An 18,085-nucleotide genomic window follows, 5' to 3' on the forward strand; every position below is an offset into this window, starting at 1 on the left:
AGATTTTTGAGGTGTGATGCGCGGCGGCGCGCGCGAGCGGCCGCCGGTTCTTCAATCCAATCGATGCCGGCTCGAACGCCGGCATTTTCCTTCGGGGCAGGTGCTTCAGATGGCTGTCAATTTTCCCTCGATCGATCCCGCGCAGTTGCATTCCGTCGCCGGCGTGACGCTCGGCTGGGCGGAGGCGAACATTCGCAAGCCGAACCGCAAGGATGTGCTCGTCGTCTCCGTCGACGAAGGCGCGACCGTGTCGGGCGTGTTCACCGAGAACCGTTTCTGCGCGGCGCCCGTGACGGTCTGCCGCGAGCATCTGGCGAAGGTGCGCGCGGGCGGCGCAGGCATTCGCGCGCTCGTCGTCAACACGGGCAACGCGAACGCAGGCACGGGCGAGCCGGGTCTCGCGCATGCGCGCGAGACCTGCGTGGCGCTCGCGAGCCTTGCGGGCATCGCGCCCGAGCAGGTGCTGCCGTTCTCGACGGGCGTGATCCTCGAGCCGCTGCCGATCGACCGCCTGAAGGCCGGCCTCCCCGCCGCGCTCGCGAACCGCGCGGCCGCGCACTGGTACGACGCCGCGCAGTCGATCATGACGACGGACACGCTGCCGAAGGCGGCATCGCGCCAGGTGACGATCGACGGCCACACGATCACGCTGACGGGCATCAGCAAGGGCGCCGGGATGATCAAGCCGAACATGGCGACGATGCTCGGCTTCCTCGCGTTCGACGCGAAGGTCGCGCAGCCGGTGCTCGACGCGCTCGTGAAGGACGTCGCGGACCGCTCGTTCAATTGCATCACGGTCGACGGCGACACGTCGACCAACGACTCGTTCATCCTGATCGCGTCGGGCAAGGCGAGCCTGCCCGAGATTGCGTCGGCCGATTCGCCCGCCTACGCGGCGCTGCGCGACGCGGTGACCGCAGTCGCCCAGACGCTCGCGCAACTGATCGTGCGCGACGGCGAAGGCGCGACGAAATTCATGACGGTGAAGGTCGAAGGCGGCAAGAGCGTCGCCGAGTGCCGCCAGATCGCGTACGCGATCGGCCACTCGCCGCTCGTGAAGACGGCGTTCTACGCGTCGGACCCGAACCTCGGCCGGATTCTCGCGGCGATCGGCTACGCGGGCGTCGCGGACCTCGACGTCGGCAAGATCGATCTGTATCTCGACGACGTGCTCGTCGCGAAGGCGGGCGGCCGCAATCCCGCGTATCTGGAAGAGGACGGCCAGCGCGTGATGAAGCAAAGCGAGATTGCGATCGGCGTGCTGCTCGGCCGCGGCGACGCGCAAGCGACGATCTGGACTTGCGATTTGTCGCACGATTACGTGAGCATCAACGCCGACTATCGTTCGTAAGTCATACGGGGCACGACATCATGGACCCACTCGAGCAGTTCCTCATCCGCGCCGAAGCGCTGCTTGGGCGCCTCGAAGCGATTCTTCCGCCGCCGCCGTCGGCAATCGACTGGACGTCCGCGTTCGCGTTTCGCTGGCGCAAGCGCCAGGGACGCGGCTATCTGCAGCCGGTCGCCGCGCGTTCGATGATCGCGCTCGACGATCTGCGGAACATCGATCGGCAGAAGGCGCTGATCGAGCAGAACACGCGTCAGTTCGTGAACAGGAAGCCCGCGAACAACGTGCTGCTGACGGGCGCGCGCGGCACCGGCAAGTCGTCGCTGATCAAGGCGTGCCTGAACGCCTACGCGGCGGACGGGCTGCGGCTCATCGAAGTCGACAAGGAAGATCTGCACGATCTGGGCGACATCGTCGAGCTGATCTCCGCGCGTCCCGAGCGCTTCATCGTGTTCTGCGACGATCTGTCGTTCGAAGAGGGCGAATCGGGCTACAAGGCGCTCAAGGTCGCGCTCGACGGGTCGGTCGCCGCGCAGTCCGACAACGTGCTGATCTATGCGACGTCGAACCGCCGCCATCTGCTGCCCGAGTACATGAGCGACAACGAGACGTACAAGCATCTGCCGGACGGCGAGATCCATCCGGGCGAGGTCGTCGAGGAGAAGATCTCGCTGTCGGAACGCTTCGGCCTGTGGGTCAGCTTCTATCCGTTCAAGCAGGACGACTATCTGACGATCGTCGGCCACTGGCTCAAGCATTTCGGCTGCGACGACGCCGAGATCGATACGGCGCGCGGCGACGCGCTCGTCTGGGCGCTCGAGCGCGGCTCGCGCTCCGGCCGGGTCGCATGGCAGTTCGCGCGCGATCGCGCGGGCCGCAAGGAGAACGCATGAGTATCGAAGTATCGAACGACGCGGCGCCGGCCGGCGTCGCCCGCAAGGTGACCGAGGTCGCGGTCGGCGTGCTGGTGCAGCCGGACGGCCGCTATCTGCTCGCGCAGCGTCTGCTCGGCAAGCCTTATGAGGGTTACTGGGAGTTCCCGGGCGGCAAGCTCGAGGCGGGTGAGAGCGTCGAAGCGGCGCTCGCCCGCGAACTGCACGAGGAGCTCGGCATCGTCGTGACCGAATGCCATCGCTGGCATACGCTTGAGCACGACTATCCGCACGCGTACGTTCGCCTGTATTTCTGCAAGGTGACGGGCTGGACGGGCGAGCCGCATAGCCGCGAAGGGCAGGCGTTCGTCTGGCAGCGTCTGCCCGTCGACGTCGCGCCGCTGCTGCCCGCGGCGCTGCCCGTGCTCGAACTGCTCGCGCGCGAGCAGGGCGGCGAGCAGCAATAAACGTGCGCGGGCCCTTGGTCCGCCGGCTTTCCTTCCATCCAGTCACGGCTTTTGGGGGACGCAGCCTGCGGCGCCTGCCGCATCCGGCCTCGGCTGTTCGATGCGGCCGGCGGTCAGCCGCGGCCGCCGTCTTCCCGATGGCCTGCGTCGTCGTCGGACGGCGCTTCGTCATCCGTTCCGCCGATCCTGTACTTCTCGGCTGCCCAGGCACCGAGATCGAGCTGCTTGCAGCGGGCGGAACAGAACGGGCGGAAACGGTTTTCGGGCGTCCAGCGGACTTCCTTGCCGCAAGACGGGCATTTCACGACGGTAACCATACGGATGGAATGATTGATGCGGCGCGAGGCCGCCGTTACAGATTGCAGAGCGTGAGCTGGAACGGTACGTCGATGTCGACCGCGCGCGGCCGAACGTCGCCGTCCTGCGCGGTGAAGCGCACCCACAGCATGTACTTGTTTGCGCTCGCCTCGGGAATCACGTGCAACTCGGGGGGGATGCGCACCTGCATCAGCTGATACGTGCGTCCGGACAGCATCTGCTGATAGCTGCCCTGCATCGCCATCACCTTCGAGGCTTGCCCGGATTCGCGCGCGAGGCGCAGCACGATCATCGCGGCGTCGCGCAGCGGCAAGAGCGGCATTGCCCATTTGGCGATGTCCCGGCGGCGCTGCTCGGCGGGCCACTGCTGCCACGCGTAGTACGATGGGAGATCGAATTTGCAGGTGCCGCCGGGGATGACCGCGCGGCTACGGATGCTTGCGAGCCATTCGTTGTCGATCAGATGCTGGCCGGTCTTGCCTTGCATCTGCGCGAGGTTCGCGAGCGTCTGCTCGATTTCGCCGAGCACCGCTTCAAGCGCATTCTGCTCGATGCCGGGATTGCCGCGAAACGGCGCGAGCGTCTGCCGCTGGCGCTCGAGTTCCTTCATCAGATCCGATTTCAGATCTGCGCGGCCCGCGACTTCGGAGATTTCGAACAGCGTCGTCAGCGCGACATGATGCTCTCTCGCGTCCTCTTGAGCCACGAAGAACGTGAAGCGTTCGAACAAATCTTCGAGACGCAACAGCGTGCGGATTCGCTCGTTGAACGGATACTCGTAAAGAATCAAGCGCGCTCGCCTCTCGCGTAGGGGGTGACCAAAATTGCAGGGACATTCTAATGCTCACTGCCTACCCTAGCAATCGCGCCATTTTTCGGGACGCATGACGGCGTGTTGCAGTTCCGTGCATCGGATGCGACGTATGCGCCGCAGGCTCGTCAATTCTTCGCCGCGGCTGCGTATGCGAGATAGCGTTGGTGCAGTGCGGCAACGTTGGCTGCGAGTTCGTCGTGCGACGCATTGTCGTTGACGATCACGTCGTCGGCGGCGGCAAGCCGTGCGTCGCGCGACGCCTGTCGTGCGACGATCGCCTCCACTTGCTCGCGGCTGAAGCCGTTGCGGCGCATCACGCGCGCGATTTGCGTCTCGACGTCGCAATCGACGGCGAGCACGCGGTTCACACGCGCCTTCCACGCTCCCGATTCGACGAGGAGCGGCACGACGAAGACGACGTACGCACCTCGCGCCGCGATAGCCTCGCGCTCGGTCTCTTCGCGGATCAGCGGATGGGTGATCGTTTCGAGTCGCTTGCGCGCGAATTCGTCGCTGAAGATCAGCGCGCGCATCTTCGCGCGATCGAGCGAACCGTCGGCTGCGATGAACTCCGCGCCGAACTCGCGCTCGATGAGCGGCATCGCGAGGCCGTGCGGCGCGGTGATGCGGTGCGCGATCAGATCGGTATCGACGATCGATGCGCCGAGCTCGCCGAACAGATTCGCGACGGTCGTCTTGCCGCTGCCGATTCCCCCCGTCAATCCCACCGAAAACATAGATCAGCCTCCGAGCAGCAGGTAGAACGGCGTGCCGAAAAAGAGGGTCGCCGCGCCGCCTGCCGCGAGGAACGGGCCGAACGGCAGCGGTTCCTCGAAGCGCATGCGGCCGCGCCAGGTCGCGACGAGACCGATCGTCGCGCCCGCGACGGCGGCGATCAGCACGATTTGCGGCAACGCTTCCCAGCCGAGCCACGCGCCGAGCGCGGCGAGGAGCTTCAGGTCCCCATAGCCGATCCCTTCGATGCCGCGCAGCAATTTGAACAGCCACAGAATGCACCAGAGGAACAGGTAGCCGGCGATTGCGCCGATCACCGCAGTGCGCAGGTTCACGAACGTATCCCACAGATTGACGCAGAGACCCGCCCACAAGAGCGGCAGCGTCAGCGAATCGGGCAGGAAGCCGGTCTGCATGTCGATCGCGCTCATGGCGAGGAGCGCCGCGCACAGGCCGAACGCGGCGAGCGCAGCGCCGCTCGGCCCGAAGAGCGCGAGCGCGCCGGCGGCGAGCGCGCCGCTCGCGAGTTCGATGAGCGGATAGCGGACGCCGATCGGCGCACGGCAGCGGCGGCAGCGACCGCGCAACGCGACGTAGCTGAGGACCGGAATGTTCTCCCACGCGCGGAGCACATGGCCGCAGTGCGGGCACGCGCTGCGCGGCACGCAGAGGTTGTAGCGCGGCGGCAGGCCGTCGTCGGCGGGCGGCTCGTCCGTCGCTTCGGCGATTTCCGCGAGCCACGCGCGTTTCATCATGATCGGTAGCCGATGGACGACGACGTTGATGAAGCTGCCGACGACGAGGCCGAACACGATCGCGAACGCAAGCTGCATTCCCGCGGGGAGCGTCGTGAACGCGGCGAGCGGCCCGGCGGCAGCGTGCGCGGCCGGATCGGGAAGGAACGGATTGGGCGTCATCGAGGCGGTTGGCATCGTAAATGGAGTCGGATTCGGCTGCGATGCTACACCACGTTGCCGAGCTGGACGATTGGCAAGTACATCGCGATCACGAGTGCGCCGATCAGTGCGCCCAGCACGACGATCACGACGGGCTCGCACAGGTTCGCAAGCACGCCGATCTGTTCGTCGATGCGGCGATCGCAGAGCGTCGCGACGTCGATGAGCATCGTATCGAGCGTTCCCGATTCCTCGGCGACGGCGATCGGCTGCACGACGTCGTCCGGAAAACAGTCTTCGGCGCGCATCGCGCGAGCGAGCCGCTCGCCATGCTGCAGGCGTGCGGCGATGCCGGCCGTCGCGCGATCGAAGCACGCGTTGCCGGTCGCGTTCGACAGCGCGGCGAACGCGTCGGTGAGCGGCGTGCCGGCAGCGAGCAGCGTGCCGAGCGCGCGGCTCCAGCGCGCAGCGGCGAGCGCGCGCACGAGCGGTCCGGCGAACGGCGTGCGCAGCAGCGCCTGCGCGAGTGCAAGGCGCGCGGCTTCGGAGCGATGTGCTGCGTAGCGGGCGGTGAAGCAGACGAGCAATGCGACCGCGGCGGCAGGCGCGCTCCAGCGTGTCACGCTGGCAGAAAGCGTCAGGATGAAGCGGGTCGGCGCAGGCAGTGCGGCGCCAAAGCCCGCGAAAATCTGTTCGAACGTCGGCACGACCCAAATCAGCAGGGCCGCTGTGATCGCGAGCGCGAACAGCAGCACGGCGAGCGGATAAGCGAGCGCGCCCCTGACCCGTGCATACTGGGCAGCCGCGCGTTCTCGATCGTCGGCGAGCCGCGCGAGCACCGCGGCGAGCGCGCCCGCCGTTTCGCCGACCGCGACCAGTTGGCAGAAGAGCGGATCGAACTGGCGAGGGTAGCGGCGCAGGGCGGCGGAGAACTGCCGTCCTGCGATGATTTCCCGCGCGAGCCCCGCCGCGATGCGGGGCATTTCGCTTCGCTGCGTCGCTTGCGCGAGCAGTTCGAGCGACGGCGCGAGCGCGAGCCCCGCGTGCAGAAGTCCTGCGAGTTGACGCGCGAAACGTGTGACGTCGCGTGCATGCACGCCGGGCTGCGGCGCCGTGCCGCGCGCTTCGATATGCAGCACCGTGACGCCCATGCGTTTGAGCGCCGTGCGTGCGGCGGACGGATTGACGGCGATCAGCGTGCCGCGGCGTCGCGCGCCATCGGTCGTCACGCCCGCCCAGCGGTAACGGGCCTCGATCGGCGTGGCCGGGCTGTGTCCGCTCATTCAGCCTCCGTCGCGCCGAGCGCTTCGTCCAGGCTCGTCGTGCCATCGCGCACGCGTGCGAGCGCCGCATCGCGCAAGCTCGTCATGCCTTCGACGTGCGCCTGCCGCGCGAGTTCGGCGCTGCTCGCGCGTGCAACGATCAGGTTGCGTTGCGCGGCAGACAGCGGCATCACCTGATGAATGCCGATACGTCCCCGATAGCCGATTCCGTGGCACGCGGCGCAGCCCGTCGCCGCATAAGGGCGCCAGCCGGCGTCGAGCGAAGCGGCGTCGAGGCCCGCCGCGCGCAGCGCATCGGGCGCCGCGCCGGACGGCGCGCGGCACGCGGCGCAGAGGCGGCGCACGAGCCGCTGGGCCGTCACGAGTCGCAGGGCGGCCGCGAGGTTGTACGGCGCGACGCCGATGTCGAGCAATCGAGCAACCGCTGCGGGCGCGTCGTTCGTATGCAGTGTCGACAGCACGAGGTGGCCAGTTTGCGCAGATTTCAGCGCAACGTCGGCAGTTTCTGCGTCGCGTATCTCGCCGACCATGATGACGTCAGGATCCTGGCGCAGGAACGCACGCAGCGCGACCGCGAAGGTCAGGCCCGCCTTCTCGCGCACGCCGACCTGATTGATCCCGTCGAGTTCGATTTCGGCCGGATCTTCGACCGTGCAGACGTTTCGCGACACGTCGTTCAGCATTTGCAGGAAGCAGTACAGCGACAGCGTCTTGCCGCTGCCCGTCGGTCCCGTGACGAGGACGAGGCCGTGTGGCGCGCCGATCGCCGCCTCGACGCGGTGCGCCTGCGCGGCGTCGAAGCCGAGTGCGCCGAGCGACAGATCGGCGGGAAGCGTCTCGAGACGCCGCAGCACGAGCTTTTCGCCGTGCAGCGTCGGCAGCGAGCTGACCCGGTAGTCGCCCGCGCGCCCTGGCGCAAGCGCGAGCCGCAGCCGGCCGTCTTGCGGCACGCGACGCTCGGCGATGTCCATCCGCGCGAGCACCTTGATGCGCGTCACGCATGCGTCGCGCAGATGGGCGGGCGGCCGGGCGAATTCGTGCAGCACGCCGTCGATCCGCAGGCGCACGCGCCAGCCCGATTCGCCTGGCTCGATGTGAATGTCGGACGCGTCGCGCTCGTGCGCGGCGCGCAGCATGTCGGCGACGATACCGACCGCGGGCGCGTCGTCGGCGAGTTCGGCGGCGCGGTGACGGGGCGGGGCGGCCGCCGCGGGCGGAAGCGGCGTCGTCGGCCACGCGGAAGAAAAAGAAGGGGAAGATGGCGTTGCGGACATCGGACTCGGCCTCGTGGCCGCCTGCTCGACACGATGGAGCGATCATCGCGCGTCGCGCAGGGCGGCCGCCAGTCGGTCGATCGGCCAACCGCGCCGCGCGTCAAACGCTCAGCGCGCGTCCCCCGCGCGACGTGCGCGGCTTGAACAGCTTGACCGTGCGCACGCCCTGATCGTCGCTGCGCATCACTTCGATCATCACGTCGCTGATCTTCAGGCAGACGTCACCTTCGGGAATCTCCTCGAGCATTTCGAGGATCAGGCCGTTGAGCGTCTTGGGTCCCTTGGTCGGCAGGTTCAGGTGCAGCCAGCGGTTCAGCTCGCGCAGCGGCATGCTGCCCGCGACGATGCATTCGCCGTTCGCGTCCCAGCCGCTCTTCGAATTCTCGCTTCTCGGCATCGTCGTCGTGAATTCGCCGATCAGCTCCTCGATGATGTCCTCGGGCGTGACGAGCCCCTGCAACTCGCCGTACTCGTTGACGACGAGCGCCGTGCGCTGCCGGCTTTCCTGGAAGTACTGCAATTGCTGGAACACGGGCGTGCCGGACGGCACGTAGTACGGTTCCGTGAGCAGCTCGCGCAGCGTGCCGCGGTCGAAATCCTGGTTGTGGAGCGCGGCGAGCGTCTTGCGGACGTGCAGCACGCCGAGCACGCGGTCGATGTCGCCTTCGTAGACGACGAGCCGGTTGTGATAGCAGGTCTCGAGCTGATGCAGCACGTCGTCGAGCGGCGCAAGGATGTTGAGCGCCTCGATCTGGCGGCGCGGGATCATCACGTCGTCGACGGTGATGTTCTCGAGATCGAACAGGTTGAGCAGGATGCTGCGGTGCTTGGTCGGCATGAAGCTGCCCGATTCGAGCACGAGCGAGCGCAACTCCTCGGTCGACAGCCGCTGGTCGCGCCCCCCCTTCGTGTTGATCCGCAGCGCCGCGAGGATCGAGCCCGACAGCGTATTGACGAACCACACGATGGGCATCATCACGCGCATCAGTGGCGCGATCACGACGCTCGCCGGCAGCGCGATCCGTTCGGGGAACGTCGCGCCGACGATCTTCGGCGTGATTTCGGCGAACACGATGATGAGAAACGCGACGATGCCGGTCGCGATCGACAGCACGAAATTGTCGTGGCCGAACGTGCGCAGCGCGATCGACGTCGTCAGCACCGGGATGATCGTGTTGAAGAGGTTGTTGCCGATCAGGATCACGCTCAGCAGCTGATCGGTCCGCGCGAGGAGCCTCTGCGTCGTTTTCGCGCCGAGCGCGCCTTGGCCCGCGAGGTGTTTGAGCCGATGGCGGTTGAGCGCCATCATCGCGGTTTCAGAAATGGAGAAGAAGCTGGAGCAGAGAAGAAGCAGGAAGATGGCGCCGATTTGCGCCCATAAGGGAATTTGGTCCACGCGTCGGAGAGTCGGTGAATGACAGGAATGGGAAAGACTATAGCAGAGGGGCGCGGTTGGTTCGCGTATGGCGTCGCCCCGCGGGGCGACGCCGCCGTTGCGCAAAAAAAAACCGCGCATCGTTTGCGCGGTTTTCTGCAAATCTGGTCGGGGTGAGAGGATTCGAACCTCCGGCCTCTACGTCCCGAACGTAGCGCTCTACCAGGCTAAGCTACACCCCGATTTGGACTCTTTCGTCGCTTCAGTCTAGTTCAAGACTGGCGTGACGTCGAGTAAGAAGATAATTCTAGCAGGCTCTCTTTGAAAATGGAAGCGGGGAATGAAGAAATTGCTGCGGCCGCAGCCTCGGCCTCTTGGCGAGCGCATTCGAGCGTGTGATCGAGCGCGCCCGAACGCGTGATTGCGTCGAAGATCGTGTCGAAGCGGTCGGTGCCGCCTTGCTCGATCGCTTCGCGCGCGAGCGCCGACTGCTCGGGCGTGCCGCGTTCGATCAGATAGATGAGCGGCAGCGTCGGCTTGCCTTCGCGCAGGTCGTCGCCGGCGTTCTTGCCCATTGACTCGGCGGTGCCCGCGTAGTCGAGCCAGTCGTCCATGATCTGGAACGCAGTGCCGATCCGGCGGCCATATTCGGCGGCGGCGGCCTCGGTCGGCGCGTCGGCGCCCGCCAGTACCGCGCCGAGGCGCGCCGAGGCCTCGAACAGCTTCGCGGTCTTGTAGCGGATCACCTGCATGTAGCGGGTTTCGTCGACGTCGGCGTCGTGCATGTTCAGGAGCTGCAGCACTTCGCCCTCGGAGATGATCGTCGTCGCTTCCGACAGGATCTCCATCACGCGCATCTTGCCGACGCCCACCATCATTTCGAACGAGCGCGAGTAGAGGTAATCGCCGACGAGCACGCTCGCCGCGTTGCCGAACAGCGCGTTCGCGGTCTTGCGGCCGCGCCGCAGCTCCGATTCGTCGACGACGTCGTCGTGCAGCAGCGTCGCCGTATGGATGAACTCGACGACGGCCGCGAGCACGTGCTTCTGGCTCGTGTTTTCGCCGAGCGCGCCCGCGACGAGAAGGAGAAGCGCCGGTCGCAGCCGCTTGCCGCCCGCGCCGATAATGTACTCGGCGATCTGGTTGATCAGCAGCACGTCGGACGCGAGGCTTTGCCGAATGACGCGATTCACCTGCTCCATATCGCTTGCGATCGGGGCGAGCAGGTGGGTGGCGCTGAGGGAGGGGGTGGCAGTCGACGACATGATCATGGAAATGGGTAGTGCCGCGGATTATAAGGCGAATCGCCCGCGAGCCGGGCTGTCGTGCGACTTCTTCATGCGTTTTTCGGCCGCTCGGCCGATGTTCGCGCCACGATCGGGCGCGGCAGACGCGGATGGACTTTGACCGAAGCGCTAACTCCATGTATAATCACGCGTTTTCCGCGCACGGTGCACGGAAAAATGGATCCAGAGTGAGGTTCTCAATGTACGCGGTCATAAAAACCGGCGGCAAGCAGTACAAGGTTGCCGTTGGCGAAAAACTGAAAGTAGAACAGATGCCGGCAGACATTGACGCAGAAATCACGCTCGACCAGGTTCTCGCAGTGGGCGAAGGCGAATCGATTAAGTTCGGTACGCCGCTGGTCAGTGGGGCTTCCGTCAAGGCCACCGTCATATCGCACGGTCGTCATGCCAAGGTCACCATCTTCAAGATGCGTCGCCGGAAGCACTACCAAAAGCACGGCGGCCACCGCCAGAACTACACCGAGCTGCGCATCGACGCGATCAACGCGTAAGCGCCTCCCTCGGTAAAGGAGCAATCAGATGGCACACAAAAAAGCAGGCGGCTCGTCCCGGAACGGCCGCGACTCCGAGTCGAAGCGTCTCGGCGTCAAGGTGTATGGCGGCCAGGCGATCAACGCGGGCAGCATCATCGTGCGTCAGCGCGGCACGCGCATGCACGCAGGCGAAAACGTCGGCATGGGCAAGGACCACACGCTCTTCGCGCTGGTCGACGGCCATGTGAAGTTCACGACGAAGGGCGCCGCCAAGAAGCACACGGTCGTCGTCGTCCCGGCCGCTGCCTGAGTTCAGGCGCGACGGGCTTCGTAGCCAAGAAAGGCCCCGCGGTAACAGCGGGGCCTTTTTTATTTTGTGCGCGAATTTTGCGCGCAGGCATTCGCCGCGCGCATCGGCTGTTCGGCCGATTGGTCAAGCGCGGCGCCGCACGGCACAATAGCGGGAATAGCAGCAAATACTGGACGGAGTGACGGATGAAGTTCATTGACGAAGCGCGAATCGAAGTCATCGCCGGCGACGGGGGCGATGGCAGCGCGTCGATGCGCCGCGAGAAATTCGTTCCGTTCGGCGGGCCGGACGGCGGCGACGGCGGCCGCGGCGGCAGCGTATACGTGATCGCGGATCGCAACATCAACACGCTGATCGACTACCGATACGCGAAGAAGCACATGGCGCGCAACGGCGAGAACGGCCGCGGCTCCGATTGCTACGGCAAGGGCGGCGACGACATCACGCTGCGCATGCCGGTCGGCACTGTCATCAACGACATGGACACGGGCGAGCTGATCGCCGATCTGACTGAGCACGACCAGAAGGTGCTCGTCGTGAAGGGCGGCGCGGGCGGCCTCGGCAACCTGCATTTCAAGTCGAGCACGAACCGCGCGCCGCGCCAGAAGACGGACGGCAAGCCGGGCGAGCGGCGCATGCTGAAGCTCGAGTTGAAGGTGCTTGCGGACGTCGGCCTCCTCGGGATGCCGAACGCCGGCAAGTCGACGTTCATCGCGTCGGTGTCGAACGCGAAGCCGAAGATCGCCGACTATCCGTTCACGACGCTCGCGCCGAATCTCGGCGTCGTGCGCGTCGGGCCGGGCAAGAGCTTCGTGATCGCCGACATTCCGGGCCTGATCGAAGGTGCGGCGGAAGGCGCGGGCCTCGGCCATCAGTTCCTGCGGCATCTGCAGCGCACCGGTATCCTGCTGCATCTCGTCGATCTCGCGCCGTTCGACGAAAACGTCGATCCCGTCGCCGAGGCGAAGGCGATCGTCGGCGAGCTGCGCAAGTACGACGAATCGCTGTACGAGAAGCCGCGCTGGCTCGTCTTGAACAAGCTCGACATGGTGTCGGAGGACGAGCGCGGCGCGCGCGTCGCCGACTTCATCGAGCGCTTCGGCTGGGCTGGCCCCGTATTCGAGATTTCCGCGCTGACGGGGCAGGGCTGCGAAGGCCTCGTCTACGCGATCTACGACTATCTCTCCGTGCATTCGGATGCGCATCGCGCCGAGATCGCCGAGGATCTGGCGTCGGACGTGCGCTTCCGCGACGTGCCGTCCGCCGCCGGCGAACCGCGCGAGCGCGAAGCCGACGCGCCGTAAGCGCCGCCGCGGCACCGCAAGCCGCGCCGCGCGGTCCGCACGGCGCGCGAGATATTCGCGCATCACTCACAGGAGGCAGCGCACGATGCGTTCGATCATCGCCGATTCGAAACGCTTGGTAGTGAAGGTCGGCTCGAGCCTCGTCACCAACGATGGCCGCGGGCTCGACCATGACGCTATCGGCCGATGGGCTGCCCAGATCGCCGCGCTGCGCGGCGCGGGCAAGGAAGTGGTGCTCGTCAGCTCGGGCGCGATCGCGGAAGGGATGCAGCGCCTCGGCTGGAGCAAGCGGCCGCGGGAAATTGACGAATTGCAGGCGGCTGCGGCCGTCGGGCAGATGGGGCTCGCGCAGGTGTACGAGAGCCGCTTCGCCGAGCACGGCATCCGCACCGCGCAGATTCTCCTCACGCACGCGGACCTCGCCGACCGCGAACGCTACCTGAATGCACGCTCGACGCTTCTCACGCTGCTGCGGCTCGGCGTCGTGCCGATCATCAACGAGAACGACACCGTCGTCACCGACGAAATCAAGTTCGGCGACAACGATACGCTCGGTGCGCTCGTCGCGAACCTGATCGAAGGCGACGCGCTCATCATCCTTACTGACCAGCAGGGGCTCTTTACGGCCGATCCGCGCAAGGATCCGAGCGCGACGCTCGTCGGCGAGGCGAGCGCCGGCGCGCCCGAACTCGAGGCGATGGCGGGCGGCGCGGGGTCGAGCATCGGCCGCGGCGGCATGCTGACGAAGATTCTCGCGGCGAAGCGCGCCGCGCACAGCGGTGCGAACACCGTGATCGCGAGCGGCCGTGAGCATGAAGTGCTCGTGCGGCTTGCGTCGGGCGAGACGGTCGGCACGCAGCTGATCGCACGCACCGCGCGGATGGCGGCGCGCAAGCAGTGGATGGCGGACCACTTGCAGGTGCGCGGCCACGTCGTCATCGATGCAGGCGCGGTCGACAAGCTGACGGCGGGCGGCAAGAGCCTGCTGCCGATCGGTGTCGTCGCGGTGCAGGGCGTGTTCGCGCGCGGCGAAGTCATCGCGTGCGTCGACGACACGGGCCGCGAAGTCGCACGCGGCATTACCAATTACAGCAGCGCCGAGACGAAGCTGATCCAGCGCAAGCCGAGCGGCGAGATCGAAGCGGTGCTCGGCTACATGCTCGAGCCCGAGCTGATCCATCGGGACAACCTCGTGCTCGTCTGACGCGGTGCCGTTGTGGCGCGGGGCTTCGAGCGAAGCCGACAAACAAAAATGCCGCGCAAGCGGGCATTTTTGTTTTCGCCATCCTGTCCGGCACGCAGTTGTGCGGCCCGCGCGGCCGGTTGCATCCGCGCGTTGGTGCGCCGGCGTGCCTCGATCGGCACGCACCGGCCGCGCCGGATCAGCGGATCTGATTGAGCGTCGTCCGGTTGTAGCGGATGTTCTCGATGATCGCCGAGCGCTTGCCCGTCGGCATCTTGTTCGCGCAGAAGAAGTCCTGATAGAGCGCCGCGTGGTACGCGTTCAGTTCGCCGTTCTCGATCCGCTGCCAGTCGGTTGCGACCGTGCGGTCCCAGCCGTCGTGATCCGCGTTCAGACCCGCGTACTGGCGCCATTCGTACGTGTCGCAGCGAATTCCTTCGTAGTTGACGTTGCGCGCGCCCGCGGGGCTCGTGACGACGACAATGTAGCGGACGACGCCGTCCGTGCCGACGTCGAGCGACTTCGAATCGACGGAGAACTTGAGCGGCGTGTTCTGCGACACGTTGAACGACAGCAGATCGCTCGTCTGCGGCAGCGGCGGCAGCGTCTCGACCTTGTTTTCAGTCCATTGCGGCTGACGGTCGAGCAGGTAGGTGAATGCGCTGTCGTCCTTGTTGGTCGGAGTGTTCGAATGGGCGCAGCCGGCCAGCGCGGCGGCCGCGACGATCGACGCAGCGGCAAGAGCAATCGATTTCAATATGCGTACCTCGTAAAAAAGCGCGGCATCCTTCAATGCCGCGCCCGGTCATGCGTTTTTCATTCCCGTCGGACGAGCTCGTGCGTCAATCGCGCAAGGTCAGGCGGGGAGGGTTTTCGTCGAGCGCGCTCGCGCCCGGCTCGACTTCCGAACAGACTGCCGACATGTCGATCGCTGCTGGTGTTTCCGCGATCTCGTGTCCGTTCGCAACGCGCGGAAAGCGCGACGCGCGCGGACCGCGCGGCTTGTCGGAACGCTGCGCCGGGCGGCGCAGGAAACGCGACAATTCGGTCAACGCCAACTGATACACATCCCGCTTGAACTCGATCACCGCGTCGAGTGGCACCCAGTATTCGTTCCAGCGCCATGCGTCGAACTCCGGATGATCCGTCGCGCGCAGGCAGATGTCGCAATCGCGCCCGACCATTCGCAGCAGGAACCAGATCTGCTTCTGGCCGCGATAATGTCCGCGCACTTCGCGCTTGATGAACTTGTCTGGCACCTCATAACGCAACCAGTCGCGAGTGCGGCCGATGATCTTGACGTGTTCCGGCAGCAGCCCGGTTTCCTCGTGCAGTTCCCGGTACATTGCCTGCATCGGGGTCTCGCCGTACTTGATGCCCCCTTGCGGAAACTGCCAGGAATGCTCGCGGAGCCGCTTGCCCCAAAACACCTCGTTGCGCGCGTTCAAGAGGATGATGCCGACGTTCGGGCGAAAGCCTTCACGATCCAGCATACAACCACCTTCGAATCCTTTAAAATTGCTTTGATTATAAACAGATAACGGGCGCCGCGCACCGGAACGGAGCGAATCCGGGCGAGGTGCGTCATCTACACTGTCCCCGATTTGTCTGGTATGTCACCTGCGCCGCACGCCACCGCGCAGCCGTTAATTCACCTTTAGACTTTTTTCGGGCGGCCCGCGTTGGCCGCCGCTAATGGAACCGTTCGCATGAAAGCCTCTCGTTTCTTTATCGGCACCCTGAAGGAAGCACCCGCCGACGCCGAGATCGTCAGCCACAAGCTGATGGTGCGAGCCGGCATGATCCGCCGCGTTGCCGGCGGCATCTATAACTATCTGCCGATCGGCTTGCGCTCGATTCGCAAGGTCGAGGCGATCGTGCGCGAAGAGATGAACCGGGCGGGCGCGATCGAGCTGCTGATGCCCGCCGTGCAGCCCGCCGAGCTGTGGCAGGAGTCGGGGCGCTGGGAGCAGTTCGGCCCCGAGCTGCTGCGCTTCAAGGATCGCAAGCAGAACGACTTCGTGATCGGACCGACTCACGAAGAGGTGATCACCGACATCGCGCGCAACCAGATCAAGAGCTATCGGCAGATGCCGGTGAACTTCTATCAGATCCAGACGAAGTTCCGCGACGAGATCCGCCCGCGCTTCGGCGTGATGCGCGGCCGTGAGTTCATCATGAAGGACGCGTACTCGTTCGACAGGGATCACGAAGGCCTCAAGGAGTCGTACAGGAAAATGTATGACGCATACGTGCGGGTCTTTACGCGGATCGGCCTCGAATTCCGTCCGGTCGCGGCCGACAACGGCTCGATCGGCGGCAGCGGTTCGCACGAATTCCATGTGATCGCCGACACCGGCGAGGACGCGATCGCCTACTGCCCGACGTCCGACTTCGCGGCGAACGTCGAGGCGGCCGAGGCGCTGCCGCTGTTCGCGAGCCGTGCGGCGCCCGCCGAGGCGATGCAGAAGGTCGCGACGCCCGGCAAGGCGAAGTGCGAGGCGGTCGCCGAGCTTCTGAGCATCCCGCTCGAGCGCACGATCAAGTCGATCGTGCTCGCGACCGACAACGACGGCGCCGAGCCGTCGATCTGGCTGCTGATGCTGCGCGGCGACCACGACCTGAACGAAATCAAGACGGCGAAGCTGCCGGGCCTGGCCGGCTACCGCTTCGCGACCGAGACGGAGATCGTCGAGTGGTTCGGCACGCCGCCCGGCTACCTCGGCCCGATCGGCACGAAGAAGCCGGTGCGCGTGATCGCCGATCGCACGGTCGCGAACATGAGCGACTTCGTCGTCGGCGCGAACGAAGTCGATTACCACGTCGCCGGCGTGAACTGGGGCCGCGACTTGCCGGAGCCCGTGATCGCCGACATCCGCAACGTGAAGGCGGGCGATCCGTCGCCGGACGGCAAGGGCACGCTCGACATCTGCCGCGGCATCGAAGTCGGCCACGTGTTCCAGCTCGGCGCGAAGTATTCGGAGGCGATGGGCGCGACGTTCATCGACGAATCGGGCAAGGCGCAGCCGATGGTGATGGGGTGCTACGGGATCGGCGTTACGCGGATCCTCGGCGCGGCGATCGAGCAGAACTTCGACGACAAGGGGATCATCTGGCCCGAGGCGATCGCGCCGTTCGAGGTCGTGCTGTGCCCGATGGGCTATGACCGCAGCGATGCGGTGCGCGAAGCGGCCGACAAGCTCTACGCGGATCTCGCCGCGGCGGGCGTCGACGTGATCCTCGACGATCGCGGCGAGCGTCCGGGCGTGATGTTCGCGGACTGGGAACTGATCGGCGTGCCGCATCGCCTCGTGATCGGCGAGCGCGGCCTGAAGGACGGCATGGTCGAGTACCAGGGGCGCCGCGACGTCGAAGCGACGCTGCTGCCCGCCGATTCGGCCGCGGCGGCGATCGCCGAGAAGGTTCGCGCGGTGCTCGGCCGCTGATCGTCGGCGAAACGGGGCGCGCGTTGGAGTCGAATTTCCTGTCGGCGACGGTGCTCCTCATCCTCATCACCGATCCGCTCGGCAACATCCCGCTCGTCATCGCGGCGCTGCGGGACGTGCCGGGCGAACGGCGCGTGAAGGTGATCCTGCGCGAAGTGGCGATCGCGTTCGTGATCCTGCTGTTCTTCATGGTCGTCGGCGACCGCTTCCTGCGGATGATGAGCCTGACCGATGTGTCGCTGCGGATCGGCGGGGGAATCGTGCTGTTCCTGATTGCGCTCCGGATGATCTTTCCGCATCCGGACGGCGCGCTCGGCAGCGATCCGCGCGCGGGCGGCGAGCCGTTCATCGTGCCGCTCGCGATTCCGGCGCTCGCCGGGCCGTCGGCGCTCGCGACGGTGATGCTGCTCACGTCGCAGGCGCCCGGCAAGATGTTCGAATGGGCGGGCGCGCTGACGGTGACGATGCTCGTGTGTGCGGTGACGCTCGTGCTCGCCGAACGGATTCAGCAGTGGCTCGGCGAGCGCACGGTGCTCGCGTTCGAGCGGCTGATGGGGCTCGTGCTCGTCGCGATCTCGGTCGAGATGATGATGGCGGGCGTTCGCGCGTTCGTTCACCAGTTGTGATGGGCTGACCGACTGCGGCGCTGCGGGATCTTCGATCGCCAAGCAAGAAAAAGC

At 66.0% G+C, this 18,085-nt stretch carries 19 protein-coding genes and 1 tRNA gene; 9 read left to right on the top strand and 11 right to left on the bottom strand.

Annotated elements, in window-relative coordinates; translation table 11 throughout:
* Window positions 1-109 precede the first annotated feature (109 nt).
* The 3 genes from argJ to WS69_RS10330 are packed head-to-tail and all read left to right on the top strand — an operon-like array spanning window position 110 to window position 2,687.
* Window positions 110-1,351, top strand: a complete 1,242-nt coding sequence (gene argJ, locus WS69_RS10320; protein WP_059470890.1) for a bifunctional glutamate N-acetyltransferase/amino-acid acetyltransferase ArgJ — start codon at window positions 110-112, stop codon at window positions 1,349-1,351.
* A gap of 20 nt (window positions 1,352-1,371) precedes the next feature.
* A complete protein-coding gene (locus tag WS69_RS10325) occupies window positions 1,372-2,241 on the top strand; it encodes an ATP-binding protein (protein WP_059470680.1) in 870 nt (289 codons plus the stop codon).
* The gene (locus tag WS69_RS10330; protein ID WP_059470681.1) at window positions 2,238-2,687 is read left to right on the top strand and encodes an NUDIX domain-containing protein; all 450 of its coding nucleotides are present in this window, start codon (window positions 2,238-2,240) and stop codon (window positions 2,685-2,687) included. Before WS69_RS10325 ends, WS69_RS10330 begins: the two co-directional genes overlap by 4 nt.
* A gap of 113 nt (window positions 2,688-2,800) precedes the next feature.
* On the opposite strand, the gene WS69_RS10335 is transcribed toward WS69_RS10330, so the two are convergent.
* From WS69_RS10335 to WS69_RS10375, 9 genes are all read right to left on the bottom strand, one after another.
* A complete protein-coding gene (locus WS69_RS10335) occupies window positions 2,801-3,004 on the bottom strand; it encodes a DNA gyrase inhibitor YacG (protein ID WP_059470682.1) in 204 nt (67 codons plus the stop codon).
* Between the two features lie 35 nt (window positions 3,005-3,039).
* The gene (gene zapD / locus WS69_RS10340) at window positions 3,040-3,795 is read right to left on the bottom strand and encodes a cell division protein ZapD (protein WP_059470683.1); all 756 of its coding nucleotides are present in this window, start codon (window positions 3,793-3,795) and stop codon (window positions 3,040-3,042) included.
* Window positions 3,796-3,944: 149 nt separating this feature from the next.
* Window positions 3,945-4,556, bottom strand: coding sequence for a dephospho-CoA kinase (coaE, locus tag WS69_RS10345; protein ID WP_059470684.1), 612 nt, complete (start codon window positions 4,554-4,556; stop codon window positions 3,945-3,947).
* A gap of 3 nt (window positions 4,557-4,559) precedes the next feature.
* Window positions 4,560-5,471 (bottom strand): prepilin peptidase, encoded by a 912-nt coding sequence (locus WS69_RS10350; RefSeq protein WP_059470685.1) that lies wholly within the window; start codon window positions 5,469-5,471, stop codon window positions 4,560-4,562.
* A 44-nt stretch (window positions 5,472-5,515) separates the two neighbouring features.
* Complete coding sequence (locus tag WS69_RS10355; protein ID WP_059470686.1) at window positions 5,516-6,733, bottom strand: type II secretion system F family protein; 1,218 nt, start codon at window positions 6,731-6,733, stop codon at window positions 5,516-5,518.
* Window positions 6,730-8,007 carry a GspE/PulE family protein gene (locus WS69_RS10360; RefSeq protein WP_059470687.1) on the bottom strand — a complete coding sequence of 426 codons (1,278 nt, stop codon included), beginning with the start codon at window positions 8,005-8,007 and terminating at the stop codon, window positions 6,730-6,732. The genes WS69_RS10355 and WS69_RS10360 overlap by 4 nt, the downstream gene beginning before the upstream one ends.
* Window positions 8,008-8,107: 100 nt before the next feature.
* Window positions 8,108-9,316, bottom strand: a complete 1,209-nt coding sequence (locus WS69_RS10365) for an HlyC/CorC family transporter (protein ID WP_231747110.1) — start codon at window positions 9,314-9,316, stop codon at window positions 8,108-8,110.
* Between the two features lie 231 nt (window positions 9,317-9,547).
* Window positions 9,548-9,624, bottom strand: a tRNA-Pro gene (locus tag WS69_RS10370).
* 30 nt (window positions 9,625-9,654) lie between these two features.
* A complete protein-coding gene (locus WS69_RS10375; protein ID WP_059470689.1) occupies window positions 9,655-10,647 on the bottom strand; it encodes a polyprenyl synthetase family protein in 993 nt (330 codons plus the stop codon).
* 221 nt (window positions 10,648-10,868) lie between these two features.
* On the opposite strand from WS69_RS10375, the gene rplU reads away from it, so the two are divergent.
* From rplU to proB, 4 genes are all read left to right on the top strand, one after another.
* Entirely contained in the window at window positions 10,869-11,180 is a 312-nt protein-coding gene (gene rplU, locus WS69_RS10385; protein WP_059470690.1) for a 50S ribosomal protein L21, read from the top strand.
* 28 nt (window positions 11,181-11,208) lie between these two features.
* Window positions 11,209-11,472 (top strand): 50S ribosomal protein L27, encoded by a 264-nt coding sequence (gene rpmA, locus WS69_RS10390; RefSeq protein ID WP_059470691.1) that lies wholly within the window; start codon window positions 11,209-11,211, stop codon window positions 11,470-11,472.
* Window positions 11,473-11,657: 185 nt separating this feature from the next.
* Window positions 11,658-12,776 (top strand): Obg family GTPase CgtA, encoded by a 1,119-nt coding sequence (gene cgtA, locus WS69_RS10395; protein ID WP_059470692.1) that lies wholly within the window; start codon window positions 11,658-11,660, stop codon window positions 12,774-12,776.
* 85 nt (window positions 12,777-12,861) lie between these two features.
* On the top strand, window positions 12,862-13,980 hold the full coding sequence (proB, locus tag WS69_RS10400; RefSeq protein ID WP_059470693.1) for a glutamate 5-kinase: 1,119 nt from the start codon (window positions 12,862-12,864) through the stop codon (window positions 13,978-13,980).
* Between the two features lie 178 nt (window positions 13,981-14,158).
* On the opposite strand, the gene WS69_RS10405 is transcribed toward proB, so the two are convergent.
* Both WS69_RS10405 and WS69_RS10410 read right to left on the bottom strand, forming a co-directional pair.
* Window positions 14,159-14,716 (bottom strand): CNP1-like family protein, encoded by a 558-nt coding sequence (locus WS69_RS10405; protein ID WP_059470694.1) that lies wholly within the window; start codon window positions 14,714-14,716, stop codon window positions 14,159-14,161.
* An 85-nt stretch (window positions 14,717-14,801) separates the two neighbouring features.
* The gene (locus WS69_RS10410) at window positions 14,802-15,452 is read right to left on the bottom strand and encodes an RNA pyrophosphohydrolase (protein WP_059470695.1); all 651 of its coding nucleotides are present in this window, start codon (window positions 15,450-15,452) and stop codon (window positions 14,802-14,804) included.
* A gap of 216 nt (window positions 15,453-15,668) precedes the next feature.
* Here WS69_RS10410 and WS69_RS10415 point away from each other — a divergent pair, with 216 nt between their 5' ends.
* Both WS69_RS10415 and WS69_RS10420 read left to right on the top strand, forming a co-directional pair.
* Window positions 15,669-17,405: a proline--tRNA ligase gene (locus WS69_RS10415; protein ID WP_059470696.1), complete on the top strand. Its 1,737-nt coding sequence runs from the start codon at window positions 15,669-15,671 to the stop codon at window positions 17,403-17,405.
* Window positions 17,406-17,428: 23 nt separating this feature from the next.
* Window positions 17,429-18,031 carry a MarC family protein gene (locus tag WS69_RS10420; RefSeq protein ID WP_059470697.1) on the top strand — a complete coding sequence of 201 codons (603 nt, stop codon included), beginning with the start codon at window positions 17,429-17,431 and terminating at the stop codon, window positions 18,029-18,031.
* Window positions 18,032-18,085 lie beyond the last annotated feature (54 nt).

It is taken from the genome of Burkholderia sp. BDU5, assembly GCF_001522845.1.
Lineage (GTDB): Bacteria > Pseudomonadota > Gammaproteobacteria > Burkholderiales > Burkholderiaceae > Burkholderia > Burkholderia mayonis.